The 15,060-nt window shown below is 62.4% G+C and carries 8 protein-coding genes and 3 pseudogenes; 4 read left to right on the top strand and 7 right to left on the bottom strand.

The window, feature by feature from the left end; all coding sequences use genetic code 11:
• Positions 1 to 439 precede the first annotated feature (439 nt).
• From CRT23_RS28175 to CRT23_RS26005, 4 genes are all read left to right on the top strand, one after another.
• Positions 440 to 1,291 (top strand): 4a-hydroxytetrahydrobiopterin dehydratase, encoded by an 852-nt coding sequence (locus CRT23_RS28175; RefSeq protein WP_146056524.1) that lies wholly within the window; start codon positions 440 to 442, stop codon positions 1,289 to 1,291.
• A 757-nt stretch (positions 1,292 to 2,048) separates the two neighbouring features.
• Positions 2,049 to 3,677, top strand: a complete 1,629-nt coding sequence (locus CRT23_RS26015; protein ID WP_103712429.1) for a thymidylate synthase — start codon at positions 2,049 to 2,051, stop codon at positions 3,675 to 3,677.
• A 20-nt stretch (positions 3,678 to 3,697) separates the two neighbouring features.
• Positions 3,698 to 4,642: a TylF/MycF/NovP-related O-methyltransferase gene (locus CRT23_RS26010; RefSeq protein ID WP_245436601.1), complete on the top strand. Its 945-nt coding sequence runs from the start codon at positions 3,698 to 3,700 to the stop codon at positions 4,640 to 4,642.
• A 59-nt stretch (positions 4,643 to 4,701) separates the two neighbouring features.
• A complete protein-coding gene (locus tag CRT23_RS26005; RefSeq protein ID WP_245436599.1) occupies positions 4,702 to 5,811 on the top strand; it encodes a nucleotide kinase domain-containing protein in 1,110 nt (369 codons plus the stop codon).
• Positions 5,812 to 5,972: 161 nt separating this feature from the next.
• Here the strand turns inward: CRT23_RS26005 and CRT23_RS26000 are convergent.
• From CRT23_RS26000 to CRT23_RS25970, 7 genes and pseudogenes are all read right to left on the bottom strand, one after another.
• A pseudogene (locus CRT23_RS26000) lies at positions 5,973 to 7,058 on the bottom strand (IS66 family transposase).
• 112 nt (positions 7,059 to 7,170) lie between these two features.
• On the bottom strand, positions 7,171 to 7,830 hold the full coding sequence (locus tag CRT23_RS25995) for a hypothetical protein (RefSeq protein ID WP_103712427.1): 660 nt from the start codon (positions 7,828 to 7,830) through the stop codon (positions 7,171 to 7,173).
• Positions 7,820 to 8,308 carry a TIR domain-containing protein gene (locus tag CRT23_RS25990; RefSeq protein WP_103712426.1) on the bottom strand — a complete coding sequence of 163 codons (489 nt, stop codon included), beginning with the start codon at positions 8,306 to 8,308 and terminating at the stop codon, positions 7,820 to 7,822. The genes CRT23_RS25995 and CRT23_RS25990 overlap by 11 nt, the downstream gene beginning before the upstream one ends.
• Before the next feature lie 243 nt (positions 8,309 to 8,551).
• On the bottom strand, positions 8,552 to 11,479 hold the full coding sequence (locus CRT23_RS25985) for a TIR domain-containing protein (RefSeq protein ID WP_103712430.1): 2,928 nt from the start codon (positions 11,477 to 11,479) through the stop codon (positions 8,552 to 8,554).
• A 179-nt stretch (positions 11,480 to 11,658) separates the two neighbouring features.
• Positions 11,659 to 12,647 (bottom strand): annotated as a pseudogene (locus tag CRT23_RS25980) (IS3 family transposase); the annotation flags it as partial.
• Positions 12,648 to 12,735: 88 nt separating this feature from the next.
• Complete coding sequence (locus tag CRT23_RS25975; protein ID WP_103712425.1) at positions 12,736 to 14,385, bottom strand: ISL3 family transposase; 1,650 nt, start codon at positions 14,383 to 14,385, stop codon at positions 12,736 to 12,738.
• Positions 14,386 to 14,498: 113 nt separating this feature from the next.
• Positions 14,499 to 14,579 (bottom strand): annotated as a pseudogene (locus tag CRT23_RS25970) (IS5/IS1182 family transposase); the annotation flags it as partial.
• Positions 14,580 to 15,060 lie beyond the last annotated feature (481 nt).

Below are 15,060 nucleotides of genomic sequence, written 5' to 3'. Positions count from 1 at the left end.
CGGAAAGCCAGAACAGATCTGCCATCGCCGCCTCCATGCTGCAAACGGCGGCTCTGAATCACAAAACGATAACGCTCGCAACGCCTTGGTTCGGTTCACACCCTAACACGCCCTCACTCGTCGGCGATAACCACTTGCAGGGACCGGGAATCCAGCCTGTGGGTTGGCTTCGAATAATTATCCCAGATTTTTCGCCCTCACCGGCCTCTTAAGACAAGCGAATTCCCTACGACTGAACATTCCATGACTGAAACTGACTTGTGTGAAGGGTCATGACTAACCACCGATTCACACGAGGCGCCCCATCAGACCCGTATTTAGGTCGACATATCATGACGCCGATAGGACTTCCGCCATACGCCTTATTCGGTATCCTTACCCTGTGTCCCAAGGCCCGAAAGGTATTCGGCGTAGGTTTAGCGATTCGGAGAACCAGCAGATGCCTGACACGATCTTCATAAGCTACCGGCGCCAAGATAGCTCGCCGAGCGCTCGGGGTCTGCGTGATGAACTTCGCCGAACGTTTAAAAATCCAGTATTTTTTGATTCTGAGGAAATTGGCATTGGCGAAGTTTGGGCCAACCAGATTAGGAATGCCCTTGATAGTACTGCCGTACTTATAATCGCAATTGGACCAACGTGGCTACGTATTTCCGACGAATACGGGCGGCGCCGCATCGACAACAAAGAAGATTGGATCAATATAGAATTAAGAGAGTGTCTTGCGAAAAAAATTACTATTATCCCCGTGCTTGTTAATAATGGCCTCATGCCATCAAGGGAAGGGCTACCAGCAGAACTCAAAGAGATAACTAGTTATCAGTACTTAGAAATTAGGGATAATTTTTGGCAAGAAGACTTGCAAATATTGGTCGATAAATTGCGCGAGAGTCCGTATTTATTTGAAAAATCTGAGGAAAAACTTATACTGCCGTCTTACAAATCGACTCCGAAGCGCTTGCCAGGTGCTCTAACTGATGCGGAGATAAGTGAAGCGCTAACCAATCTACCTCTATGGAGGCTGGTCATTAGTCCAATGCCAGGACAATATCCAAGACAACGAATTGAAATATCTCGACAGTATCATTTTGAAAAATTTAGCAACGCTATTGGATTTATCAATGCTTGTGTGCCTGTTGTGAATGAGCAGAAACATCATCCACGCTGGCAAAACGTGTTTCGAACTGTTGATGTCTGGCTATCGACGTGGGACATAGGAAGCAGAATTAGCCATTTGGATGTTGAGCTAGCGAAAGCAATGGATAATATATTTGAAAAATTTTATGAATAGAAACCCTTCATGAATCAAGCATAAAACTGAATGCAAGTCACCGTAGTTTGTTTGCTTGTAAATAAGCGAGCGTAAGGATCCGTTTTCTAATATTTATTTTCAGTATCCGGCTTTTATGAAGCGCTATAAGCATTGGGATGTACTGAAAATCCTTTCTTCATTGTCAATCTCTGCTCCGAGGCTGCATCAGCCCACTTAAGTTCTTTTGCATTAGGCTCTTGGCTTCTGCCGAAGTCGGTAAGAGGACCACCACATGATCGCGTTTGGATTGGAGGTGAGCCTATATTCGACGACGGACATGACCCAGAGAGCATCTCACCGTCGTTACGGATCTACCTCCCGCCCATCCTCTCGGGGGCAACTTTCACGACCCGGTAAACCGGGCCTTAATCCTTAAACTTGCGAACCGCCTACCCAGCTGTGGCGACTAGAGTCTCGACAGCGCTGAAGCAGAAGGTCACGCCGTCCAACCACATCTGCCAAACGGCATGCCGCGCATGTCGGTAATGAGGTCGCGCCTCGCGACCGTATTGCCTTAGTTTGTTGGGTTCCGGTCGGTGGCATGCCACTTCTTTACGGACGGGCAGCTTCTACAAAGCTGCGCCTGTCTGCAGACTGCTTCGTAAGGGTTAAATGCGGATCGGCTGAGATCGCAGTGCCTACCGCCCGCGGAGTTGGAAGCGTGTCAAACTATTGAAAAACTCGCCGCGCGCACTCTTCTACCTGAGGCAGACATTACCTGACCGGAGACTCCTCAATGGTGGTGACCTCGCGGAACATCAGCTTCGCGACCGTGGAGGGAATCGGCGCCGTCATGGAGTCGGGGGAGGATGTGACAGTCGGGGGTCAAAGAACCAAGGAACTAATTCATCAGGTCGCCGTCCTCGATCGGCCGCTCGAACGGCTTCTCTTCGTGCCCGAGCGCCGCAACGACGTCTTCGCCCAGATCGCCGAGGCGCTCTGGGTTATCGCCGGGCGCGACGACATCGAATGGCTGTCCCGCTATCTACCCCGTGCTGGCGAGTTCTCGGAGGACGGGGGCCAGACTTGGCGGGGTGCGTACGGGCCCCGGCTTCGTCGGTGGGCGTCCGCCGGCGTCGACCAGATCGCCCACGTCAAGCGCATCCTGAGCGATGACCCGGTGAGCCGCAGGGCCGTCATGAGCCTTTTCGACCCAGAAAAGGACCTAACGGCGACCATCGACATCCCGTGCAACAATTGGTTGAGCTGGATCGTCCGCGACGGTCAACTCCACCTAGCCGTGGCCGTTAGGAGCAATGATGCGGTATGGGGCTTCTCGGGGGCAAACGCCTTCGAGTGGAGCGTGCTGCATGAGATGCTGGCACACTGGCTTGGCGTGGCGGTCGGGCGCCAGACCTGGATCGCGTCTTCGTTCCATATTTACGAGCGGCATTGGGTGCGTGCTAGGCGCATCGCCGAAAGCTTCCACCGCCTGACGCCGTACGATTTTGGTGTCATCCGCGCTGAGTTCCGAACCCCTTGGGATGATTTTGACCCAGCTCTATCGTCATGGTTCGAGGCCGAGGCGGCTATGGCCGCCGATCCGGATGCGCCAGTACCCGAGGGTGTAGCTGTGTCTGATCCGTTCCTGCGGGCGTCCCTGAGTGCGCTACGGATCCGGTGTGGATCCGTAGCATGGGGTGAAGAAAGGCTTCGCGTGGAACTGGCGGCACTTCCGCATACGGATGTGGCTGCGGCAGTCTGGGAGCACTTCTCGCGAAACGAGCCGGATCGACTGGCCGCCCTGGAACCGGGCAGCCTGGCGGACTTCTTCGCTGTCAGCGCTAAGCAGAGCGCCCCGGACCAGCGCTTCAAGCAAGGCATCAAGCGGTTGCACGCACGGAAGGACCGCCTCTACGGGGCAGCCTGGAAACGGCGCGGCGAACTTGTCAGCGTGCTTCCGAACGTGGCGAGGAAGGTGGACCGGCTGGAGGTGTTCCTGAAGGACGGTATCCAGGCCGGCGACGAAGCCGTCCTGGATACCGCCATCGACCTCTATGTCTACGCGACGAAGTACAGGCTCCTCCTGGAAGAGCGCGAGGAGCCTTCCGGCCTGCTGCCAGCTGACGCGGCGAGCCCGTTCAGCGATCACGACGAGAACTTCGAGGGCTTAATCGACAGCCACGGCTTCGAGGATGGCGATGTCAATCCCGGACCCGGGATACGAAAGGTGGTGGACATCTTCGAGAAGCTCTGGCGCTCGGCGTCTGATGGTGCGAGCTTGGCTGTCATTCGAGACCTTTCGGACCAACTACGCGATGGGGCACGCCGCATCGTGGCTGACGCGGCATGCGGAAGGCCGGCGGCAGTGCGTTCGTTCGTGGTCGCGGAAGCAATTCACCGGGAAGAGGGTGAGCGGTCTTGAACCCCACGGATCTCGCTAAGTTGCTGGACGAGCTGGCGGAAGCGTTGGCGCTGCGGCCGGGCGCGCGGGTCGGCATCGTCGGCCGGTCGGTCGCGACGGCGAAGGTCATCGCCTTCCTTTCGTCCCTAGGCTCCTACAAAAGGCTGACCGGGATGTATGCCCCGGATGGCGATCACGGCGCCGGTCCCGCCGAGGGAGGCTACGCCCCCCTTGAATGCCTCGCGTCGGACCGCCCCGACATGGTGGTGGTGGCCGAGGACGCCGGAAAGGAAGCGCTCCTCGTCGCGATGGAGCCGCATCTCGAACCCGGCACCCGCATATTCCTGGGCGGATATGGCCACCTGGGGTTTCGCGACGCCATGTTCGCGCAGGTCGTTCGTGACGCGTTGGTCCCCTCGCTCGCGAACGGTTACCCGAACTGTCAGGTCCATCTCTTCCAATGCCTGCGCTCCGCAGCCCGGCTCGGCCTGAAGGGCGTCGTCGCCGAGTTCGGGATGTTCCGAGGGGGGACGACGATGCTGCTGTCCCGCTTCGTCGAAGCCTTTGGCATGGATTGGAAGGTGATCGGCTTCGACACGTTCAATGGATTTCCGCCTTCCCGCAGCATCCTCGACCTCTACCGGCACCCCGACTGCGTGTTCTTGGACGAATTGGCGGCGCGCAGATACCTTGAGGGCCGCAACGTCGAGATCGTGGCTGGCGACGTCGTCGAGACGGTGGAGCGCCTGGCGACGGAAGCGGTAGTCCTAGCCTTCGTCGACACGGACAATCATGCCTCGGCTTCAGCGATCCTCGACGTAATCGCGGACAGGGTGATGGTCGGGGGGGCAATCGTGTTCGACCACTGGGCCGGACGTAACCGGTTCCTCTACACGGTGGGCGAGCGCATCGCCGCGGCCCGCCTCGTCGACGACCGCCGATATTTCAACCTGCACGACACCGGCGTCTTTCTCAAGGTGGCGTGACGGAGGCCAGCACTATGCACATGCACGCCCGGCTAGCGCCCCCGGTCCCACGTCGGGGGGTGTACGAGATCTACTGGACGTTCGCGGCCCGACGCCATGAGGCCTTCGAACGGCGCGTCGCCGGCGAGCCGGGACCATGGACGTCCGATCCGATCCTTAACACATATAAGTTCTGCAACGTCTTCCGGGCCGCGGATCGTGTGTCGCAGTACATGATCCGTAGTGTCGCCTACGCCGACGATGCAGGCTCGTACGCGGACCGCGTGTTCCAGATCGTAGCTTTCCGGACCTTCAGCAACATAGCGACCTGGGAGGGCGTCCGGGCCGTTCTCGGTGGCGCACCCCGCCTGGAAGATCTCACGTCAGGCCGGTTTGAGCAGGCGCTGGATCGGGTCAAGGCGTCGAACGGAGGTCTCTATACCGGCGCCTTCATCTTATGCGCCAACAAGGCCTATGGCTTCGATGAGAAGCACCGGAATCACGTTGCCCTGTTCAAGCACATGTTCGGTGGTGGCCGCCTCCACGAAGCCGTGCGGGGCGCCAATTCGCTCGAAGGCATTGTGCGAACCCTCGAAGGTTTTCCCCTGATGGGGCCGTTCATGGCCTACCAGACGGCTGTGGACCTGAATTACTCCGACCTCCTGGGCTTCTCCGAGGATGACTATACCCAGGCTGGGCCGGGGGCCCTGCGCGGATTGCGCAAGGCGTTCCATTCCCTCGGTGACTATACGTCGTCCGACGCGATCCAATGGATGGTCGAGCAGCAGGATGCGGAGTTCGAGCGCCTCGGCCTGGCGTTTAGGGGGCTCTTTGGCCGAAGGCTGCATGCCATCGATTGCCAGGGACTGTTCTGCGAGCTGGATAAATACTGCCGCGAGGCAGTGCCGGAACTTGCTAGCAACCGCTCGCGCATCAAGGCGCGATTTACGGCCTCGTCTCAGAAGATTGAGCTGTTTTTCCCGCCGAAATGGCGGCTCGACCTACCGTCCGGTTCGACCGTGCCGCCAACCATTTGCACCGCAGTTGCTCCCCAGATAGCCCTGGAGCTCGATGCCGGGCGTTCCAGGGAGGCCCTTGAGCCGGATCGACGGTATTCCAAACGCGGCCCGCGGCGCGAGCGCGCCCGGGGAAGCGACAGCGACGTCACTAGGCCTCCTATGCTCCTTTGAAGAGCTCGGTGGCGCTGAACGCCAAAGTCGCGGGCACCTTCGCCGGCGAGCCGGCCGCGGCTCGTCCCGTAGCCGCAGCGTGCAATAGTGAGAGTGATCTCCGACGGATGCCGATGCAATGTGCAAGTAGTAATTTCACACGCCTTTGATGGGCGCGCCGTTCAGGCGACGGTGGCAAGGATTGTCGCGAACGGGCTGGCGCCGGAGGGGCGGGCGGTCTCAGCGGCGGTCCAGATGTTGGCCTGCCGGTGGCGGTCCACCTCGCACGGTAGCCATCGGTCATCTTGCGTTGCACGACGGGCGGATGGAGCAGGCGCTCGCAGAGGTTGTTCGTGGCTTCGACCCGTGCCGGGATGATCGAGGAAGACCAGGAGTTGATCGCGTGCCCGACCGATCCTGGCCTGCAGTTCTCGAGTCGGGGCACAGCGGCTCGGAGCGGACAGCATGTCGGAAAGCCGCCGTTCCAGCGCCCGCCGTTTCGCCAAGAGCGTGGAGGCGGCCAGATTGGTGACGCGCTCGGCCAGGGCGAACACAGATTGCTGCCAGAACTGCAGGCGCAGCGGCACCGGATCGGCGCTGACCGCGACGGCGTAGGCGACGTCGCGGGCCAGATTGGCGAGGCAGGTCTGGTGGCGGACGGCGCGTGCCTGCTGGGCCGTTTAGCGGTCCGAGATTCACACCGCCGGACGGTGGTCGTCCATCGTCTCCCGCACCACGACGGCGCCGCGCGTCGGAGACGCGCGATAGACCACTGCCTCGCCCGAGCGGAACACCCAGTGGTAGGCGTTCGAGCCCTCGATCCGGACGCCAGTCTCGTCGGACGCGACACCTCGGCCCGGCGCAGCGTCGCGACGGCGGCCTCGCGGCCGGACCGGAAGCGCGCCTGCGCGCCGCGGAGCAGGTTCATCAGGCCGCCCTGGCACAGCGTCAGGCCGAACAGATCCGAGAGCGCCGCCTGCAGCCGCTCGTAAGAGAGTGCCTGGAAGATCTTGAGATAGGTCGCCACCGCGTGCACCCGCGGACCGATCGGGACGATGATCGACGAGCACGTCGGGATCCTCGCTCATCACCCGGCTATGGCCCTCTTGACCGGGCTCGTCCTGCTCCCGCCGCTTCTTGCGGTCAGTGGACAGCGGCTTCGAGGACGTGCGCGGGGTCTTCTCCGGGCGCTGCAGCCGCAGCACCAACTCGATCAGTTCCTCGCGGCTCAGACATTCAGGTCGCTGCGGCCCATCTTGCCAAAGGATCAGCCAAACCGACCTTGCGCAAGGCCCTGACATAACCCCGTGCTGCGGCCGCCGCGCGTCCTCTGAACCTGTAGCACAAACTGCGTGGGTAACTACGGCAAGTGCGCGGCGATTAGATCAACTTGTCAAGGGATTTTGAGTATCGCTTTCCGCATTCCCTGAATTGGAAGGGGTCACCCAGGATGCGGTTCATTACGCCGCCGGCTTGTGCCTCGATCCAAGCAACCAGTTCGCCGGATGCCGCGAGCTCGAACGTACGGTGGCCCCGCCGATTACTGTATCCCATCCCGTTGAGGATCAAGGGCGGTACGACCGGCGCGGCATTTCCGAAATAGATGAAATGATCCGACAAGAGCAATCGGTCCGTCTGGGTGTCGTGCCTAGTGTTAGCTGGATCCTGTGAACCATCATTGGCGCTATGTACCGAGTCTTCCTGGGTCCAAACACCATCATCGCCGTGATGGTAGATATTGTCACCGACTAGTGTCCTGCGCGTACCATTGCGTTGGGTACGTTTCGAGCCGAACGCCGGATCCCGCCAGTATTCATTAAAAGTCATATGCCGCGTCACGCGCATTGCGAAGACACATCGACCGGTTGCCTTGAGAGCACCGCCACCCATACCGATCACCCAGTCGCCAATCTGCGCGACACGCCGAATGTCGGGCTTACAGCATGCGAGGGTGCAGACGCCGCCGAAGGGATTTGGGGCGAACCCGAGATCGTACTTGACGACGTAGACGTAAATCCGGGGGGGGCGGTCAGCAGGCATTCCTCTGCGGCTCGCGGATGGGCTCACGCGGCTGTCCCTCGGGATTCTCGAACGGGCTATCGGTGCCATCGATCGCGTCCATGAGGCTGTCAGAGTTCCAGTTCACCAAGGCGCTGCCGTAGTCGTCGAACGCGGTTGGTAGGTCGTTTGTCGTGCCACCGCGCTCGTAGATGCCGACGATCCGCTTGCCGAGTTCGTTGGCCTTCCGGATTTCCCAATCGACCCAAGGCCGCCGGTGAGTGTTTTTTCCAACCAAGACGATGACGGTTCCAGCCCATGACATTTTCATGCGAAGAAGACGCTTGAGGGTACGTTCTGGGATTAGTTTCTTGTCGAGCCGGACTTGGTTCGAAGGTTTGGCGCGGATAGAGCTATTGCGCAGGTCATAACCATTCCGCTTCAGCATCGTCGTAAGCTTGCCGACGTGCGCGTCGTCGGCGTGATGATGGCTTATGAAGACATGCCTTCGCTTATCCATCCCGAATGCTCCGACATTTATTGCGGCACAGCGCGATTATTTGGTCACGGTGAAGCGCAGCCGCAAGGGTCAGCCGCGCGTTCGATCGATTGGAGGGGACGCACTATGTGCATCTCCATTGTCCAGAAACGGCCGGGTTCGAGACCTGAATCCGCGCGACCATCCGGCGTCGATCCCCTTAGGTATCTAAAATCGCTGAATATCAGCTTCCAAGACCCCGCGCCGATCAACACTCGAGCTACCTCACCTCTCGCAGGTCGGCACCATCGCGTCGTCCGGCAGCAGTTCGGCCCACTCGTCCGGGCGAAGGTCCCTGTTCGCCTTTCGGCACGCAAGCATGACCCAGCTTCCCACGTTCAGGTCCCAGGACCGGAAGCTGCCGTCGCTCGAATAGGTGATCATCGCGCCGGACTCGGTGTCTAGCCTGAGCGCCGGAACCGACGTGGTGCCGGCTTTGAGGACTGCCATGAACCGGAGGTCGGCCAAGTCCCAGAGCCAGACCATGCCGTCCTGATCGGCTGCCGCGAGGAGCCCCGTACTCGTTCCAACGGCCATGGCCGCGACGCTGCCTCCCGCCAGACGGCTCTGCAGACGCCGGGGCGGCGTCGAGGACTCGGCATCGGTCACGACTACGCTGCGGTCGCTCCCGCCGCCGCCGGAGCCGAAGGTGACGAGCTTGGCGCCGTCCGTCGTGAACCCTATGCCGGCGACACCGGAATCGTGCCTGGGGACGGTCTGGGCGTCCGCACGCCAATTCTGCGACGACCGCAACACCGCGACCCTGCCGTTCTCTAACCCCACCACGAGCCGGCTGCCGCCTGGATCGAAGGCGAGGGACCGACCGGGGGCGGGCAACGGGGTGCTCCATCGTGATGAGCCGGCCGCGTCGAGTTCGACGATTTCCACCTGCCTGCGGCCGGCCGCGAGGACGGCGAGCCAGCGGCCGTCCCGGCTCAGGCCGACCTCGGAGGCACCGTCCGAACCGGGCGCGATTACGTTCGGCCGGCCGCGGCTGAGGTCTTGCCAGATCACGGCTCCGCTCGCCGTCGTCCAGACGATGCGCGTCCCTAATCCATCCATGGCGATGGTTGGGACCTCCGCATCCATGGACTCGAATCCCGGGCTCGGCGGGTCGCCGTCCGTCGCCCGCAGGGCTGCGGGGCCGAGGATCTCCCGGGTCGTCGAGAGCAAGTCTAGCTCCATGACCCAGCGTTCGGCGTCCAGGCGCCATGCCTCCGCCCTTCCCTTGGTCGCGAGCGCCGCCACTAGCGTCCCGTCCTGACGCGTCCGGAGAACGTCTACGGTCGGGCCCAGGCCGGGAACCGGGCGCGACGGCCCCGATTCACTGGAAAGATCCCAGGTGGCGAGCGTCCCGTCTGACGAGCCCGAGTGGAGAGTCCCGTCGGCCGCGAAAAGGAGCGCGGAGATAGGGCTTGCATGCGCCCCCGTCCTGTCGAAGCCGGTCGGCTCGCCATCGCCGTCGAGTACCCGCACAGACCCGGAGGCGTCGCCGGTCGCCATACGCGACCCCGATCGATCAAAGGCCGCGCTCGTCAGCAGGCTGCCGAGGTGGTGCGATTTAATCCGCCGGAACTCGCCGCCCTCCTCGTGGAACGTTACCAGCGCACCGTACCCTGTCACGACGCGTAGCTCGCCACCGGCGCCGAACGCCGCCGCTAGGACACCGCCGTCGAGCCTCGGATATCGCTGCCTCTCGTCCCCGGTGCGGGCGTCGAGCACGATGAGCTCACCCAAGGATGTACCAGCCATGAGCCGCTCACCGTCCGGCGTGAAGGCGAGCGCCCTGAAGGCGACGGCTTCGCCCTCGTCGAGGTCCCGGACCACCCTGCCGCTGCTGGTCTCGACGAGGGCGAGCCGGCCCGATCCGCTGGCGGCAGCGACCATCGAGCCGTCGGGCTTGGCGGCTAGGCACCGGATTGCGAGATCGCGCTGCAACGGCGGATTTTGCGGCGGTGCCAGGAGCGTATGAGGCGACGGGCCGGCGAGCGCCTCGACCCTGCCGCTTTCCCGACCGACATAGAGGCTCCCTGCCAGGGCGAGCGCCGTCGTGGAGCCCTCGCTCGGGCGTGGGGCCAGCACCTCGCGCGCAATGCCGTCGGCGACGGACCGGACGGATCCGCCCTCGGCTCCGACTAAAACTGCCGACCCGTCCGGTTCCGTTGCGAGCGCGTTCACTCCCGCTCCGAGATGGGTTATGCGCCGCAGGTGCCGCCACTCCTCAAGACTTTCCAGCAACGCGCCCTTTGCCTCGGCCGTCCTGTCGGTCAGCACGGCTCGAGTCGCGATGAGCAGTCTCCGATCGGCGCCGGGAGCCTCGCGGGACGCGATGGCGAGCTGACGCGAAAGCGAAGCGATCCGCCGACGCTCTGCCAGACTGTAGTTGAGGTAGATCGCGATGCTGAGAGCCGTGAGCGCAGCGGCCGTTGACAGCCCGGCACCGGCGACGCGTTGCCAGAACCGGCGCTGATGAGCCCTCGCCGCGTCGAGAAAAGGGAGAACCTCGTCGGCCACGACGTAATCGGGATTGCGCTGCACGAGATCGAAGGCCTGGTCGAGCTGTGCGCCCTTGTAGAGGATGCTCCGATCCTTGCGTCTGGCATCGGTCCAGCGCATCGCGTCTCGGCGAACTTGGTACGGCGTCAGCCGCGACGGCCCTTGATATTGAGGAAGCTTGCGGCCCGAGAGCGCCGCCTCGAGCTTACGGAGGCTGTCCAGATCGCGTGGCCCCTTGGTGAAGTCGGCCCAATTGATGTCTTGGAAGACTTTCCCCGCGCCGAGTCGTCGCATGTTCTCGCCATTTATCCCGGGAAGCGCGACTGGGATCAACTTGAATGTTGGGTCCGCGCGATAGCGCGCGAGGGCGCGCTCCGCCTCCCAGAGATGCGTAGGGCCCCAGCCATTGCTGCCGAGAAAAATCGCGATGCCTGCCGCCCCGGCCAAGGACTGCTCAATCCACGGCAGGAACGCCTCACCTGTCGGGATGGCGTAGGCGTCCAGGAAGTAGCGCGTGCCGAACTCAATCTCGAGGGCATCCGCAATCTGCTTAACGAAGAGTTTGTCCGCGCTGTTGTGGCATAGGAAGGTGATAGCCTGCGGAGCAGACCCGCCGCCTGGACCCCCACCCACTAGGTTGAGAGACGTCTCGCCCATCACGCCGACGCTGCCCTTGCCGCGACGCCCCGCGCGGCAATTCCGATGCATGCCGTCCCGTTGGAGACCAGGCCGGAAAACTCGTCGCCCCGCTGTTTTATGGAGCGTGCTAGGCGGAGCTCGCCGCGTACTCCCGACGTCGCGCGAGGCCGCGGGACCGTCGGCATCCCGTAACATATCTCCCGGGCGTCAGCCAGCGACAGGAACCACGAGGCGTTCAGGCACTCCGCCCGTAGGCGGCCGTTGAACGACTCGATATAGGCGTTGTCGGTGGGCTTGCCCGGTCGGGAGAAGTCGATCTCGACCCCGTTCAGGTAGGCCCACTGGTCAAGCATGCGACCGGCGAACTCCGGTCCGTTGTTTACCCGCAGGCTCTTGGGCCGACCTCGCAGCCAGACCAAGGTGTCCAGAGCCTCGGTCACCTGGAAGGCGCGGAAGCTGGCTCTCGGTGTGAGCGAGAGCGCCTCTCGCGTATGGCAATCGACGATGGTCAAGATCCGGAATGGACGACCATCGAAGAGGCGGTCGGACATGAAGTCCATGGCCCAGACCTCGTTAGGTCCGCCGATCGCCGGTTGCCCCTGACGGTAGCGCCACGCCCGGTTGCGCTTGGGCAGCTTGAACCGGATCGATAGCCCCTCATCCCGGTAGATCCGGTAGGTGCGCTTGTGGTTCACCTCCCAGCCCTCCCGCCGCAGCAGAATGTGTAGCCGCCGATAGCCGTAGCGCACCCGCGCGGCGGCCAGCTCCTTCAGACGCATCCGCAGCGCGACCTGCGGGTCCGAGCGCTTCCGGTAGCGCTGGGACGAACGGCCGAAGCCGGTAGCCAGACAGGCCCGACGCTCACTGATGTCGTAAGCCACCTGCAGGTGGCCAGCGACCTCGCGGCGAGCGCCGGGCCTTACCACTTTCGCTTGAGGACGTCCTGCAGCATTGAGCGGTCCAACGTCAGGTCGGCGACCAGCCGCTTCAGCTTACTGTTCTCGTCCTCCAGCTGCTTGAGCCGCCGGATCTCCGGCACGCCCATGCCGACGAACTGCTTCTTCCAGCGGTAGAAGGTCGGCTCGGATACGCCCATCTTCCGGCAGACCTCGTCCACCGTCGCACCATTCTCCGCCTGCCGCAGAGCGAAGGCGATCTGTTCATTCGTGAAGCGTTTGCGAGGCATGGCATCCACCCTACTTCAGGGTTCAGGATGCCCGAAAAACTTGCGCTCAGCGCGGACCAGTTTGCGGCTCTTCGCCAAGTTTGGTGGATCAGGCTGCGAGGAGGAACCGTCGTCGTAGGAGGTCGAGATTGGCGCGACCGTACATGGCGCGCTTCAAGAGCTTGAGACGCGTGATCTGGCCTTCGGCTTGTCCACTGCTCCAAGGCAGTGTCAGCGCGGACCGAACAGCATCTCTATCCTGACCGAGGCTAGCAGCGAAGCTTTCGACGATCCGGACACCGCAGGTTTGCGCTTCGCCCAGCCATTGATCGAACGCCGTGACATCTGATTTTCCTGATGGCTGCCGGCCACAGCGGCTCCGGACGATCCGGCAGAACCGGCGGCCGAGATCGACCACCTTGGCCGCCTCGGTATCCTGCAGGACGCGCGAGACGACCGCGGCCGCCTCAGGGCCGAGGTCTTCGGGCTCCCGCAGGAGATACCAGGACAGCTGCTTGGATGAGGCCAGGGGTGATGCGGTGGAGGTCACAACACGGGTGTCGGTCGGTGCTGGCGACAACCGGATAGTCGTTCCAGCCGGGCCTGCGCGCCACTCGGACAACCAGCGATGCACCTGCTTCGAGGTGCCGGCAAAGCCGATACCCTGAAGTTCGCGCCAAAGCTGCGCAGCGTTCTCGCAGCCCTCATCGAGGCGGCCATGCAGATGCCCGAGATAAGGATCGAGCATGCTCGGCTTCGGCTCGCGCATGCCGTTCCGGGGAAAGCTCGCGGCGAAGGCGTACTTGCGCACCGTGGCGCGGGCCAAGCCCGTCTCGCGATTGATGCGCCGAAGCGAGTGTCCTTCCGCATGGCGGCGACGCACGTCGTCATAGGCCGCTTCCCATCGACCGCGGGCCGCGGCCCGCGCGACCATCTCGGACGGTGCGCGCGGGTAGGGCGTGACGCGCCGAATCGATGGCGATGCCGGGGGCACGGCCGGTAACAGCTTCAGACGCGGATGGACGCGGGCGAGCCAGCGCTCGACCATCTGTCGGGTATTGAGCAGGAGATGCCACCGATCCGCGACCTGAACGGCATCGGGCGCACCCATGGCGGTCCCACGCGCATATTCGGTCGAGCGGTCCCGTGCCACGACCTGGATCTGTGGGTCGCGCCGGAGCCGGGCCGCCAGCGTCGAGGCCGAACGATCCGGCAGCAGATCGATGGGACGGCGGCGTTCGAGGTCGACGAGGATGGTGCCATAGGTTCGGCCCTTGCGCAGAGCCCAGTCGTCGACACCGACGATGATCGGTTTGGATCCGGTCGGCAACGGACATTTGCGGATACCCCGCAGCAGCGTCGTGGCACTGGTGGGCATCGCCAGCTGCGGCAGCAGCCGGGCGGCGGGTGTGGCACCGAGCGCCAGCGCGGTCCGAACCTGGGCATCGGCCAGCCGGCAGGTTCTCTGAGCGTAGCGGTCGAGGAGGCCCGGCAGACGCTCGGCAAAGGTTCGGCGTGCGCAAGCAGGGTCGTGGCAGTAAAAACGTCGGATCGTCAGGGTCAGACGCACCTCCTGACCGCTCGTCGGCAGGTCGGCGGGACGCCGGTGATAGCGACTATGCACCGACCGGCTGACCGTACGACAGCGTGGGCAACGGGCATGATCGCACTTCGCTTGAGCGGAAATGCGAAGCGCAGTGCTCTCCTCACGCGTGACGTGGAGAAGACGACAACCGGGGATGTGACAGAGAAGGGTCATGCCCTGATCTGAGAATCCCCGCCCGGTTCAGCCAGCAGCTACCTTCCGGCATCCCCCCCACCAACCCAATCCACCAAACTTGGCGAAGAGCCAGTTTGCTGGGTCACCGTCAGCTCTGGCCCGGGCTGGTTCGTAAGCATGAACGGTTCCCTCACCGCCCACTGCTCGTCGGAAAGCCAGAATAGATCTGCCATCGCCGCCTCCATGTTGCAAACGGCGGCTCTGAATCACGAAACGATGAAGCTCGCAACGCCTTGGTTCGGTTCACACCCTAGGCCGGTAGATCTCGTTCAGAGGCTCCAAGTCAGGCCATTACGCGACGCTCAGCATCGTCCCTCTTGCCTCAAAGAGACGAAAACGCAAGCCCAGTCAATCTGTTCAGGCGACAACAGGCTCTAAAAAGGCCCCTCGATAACTTCCAACTGACCTGGAATAGGTCACGAGATAAGCCTCTAATATCGAACATTTCGCTCACAAAAGTGCCTTGCACTTCGGCGGAACAACGCTCGCTTCAAGCTCCGGTCTTGCTATACACGCAACTTAAGCGCGCCACGGGCGGTCACAGGTGATCGGAGGGCGCGACCATTTGGCAAAAACGAGTCACCTAGGCTCGGGACTCATAACCAGTAGCTGACGGTAGCAGCGATGCAGACGGCAGCCAGGTAGTTGGTGGCC

Origin of the sequence: Methylobacterium sp. V23 (assembly GCF_002917135.1) — a bacterium.
In the GTDB taxonomy this organism is placed as follows: domain Bacteria; phylum Pseudomonadota; class Alphaproteobacteria; order Rhizobiales; family Beijerinckiaceae; genus Methylobacterium.
Note: the sequence above shows the minus strand (reverse complement) of the source record. Positions and strands in the feature narration are given on the sequence as shown.

What these genes read in the sequence shown, in the direction of transcription:
- CRT23_RS28175 (WP_146056524.1), top strand. Translation starts at nt 440, where the DNA reads ATGCCTGACACGATCTTCATAAGCTACCGGCGCCAAGATAGCTCGCCG.
- CRT23_RS26015 (WP_103712429.1), top strand. Translation starts at nt 2,049, where the DNA reads ATGGTGGTGACCTCGCGGAACATCAGCTTCGCGACCGTGGAGGGAATC.
- CRT23_RS25995 (WP_103712427.1), bottom strand. Translation starts at nt 7,830, where the DNA reads ATGCCTGCTGACCGCCCCCCCCGGATTTACGTCTACGTCGTCAAGTAC.
- CRT23_RS25990 (WP_103712426.1), bottom strand. Translation starts at nt 8,308, where the DNA reads ATGGATAAGCGAAGGCATGTCTTCATAAGCCATCATCACGCCGACGAC.
- CRT23_RS25985 (WP_103712430.1), bottom strand. Translation starts at nt 11,479, where the DNA reads ATGGGCGAGACGTCTCTCAACCTAGTGGGTGGGGGTCCAGGCGGCGGG.
- CRT23_RS25975 (WP_103712425.1), bottom strand. Translation starts at nt 14,385, where the DNA reads ATGACCCTTCTCTGTCACATCCCCGGTTGTCGTCTTCTCCACGTCACG.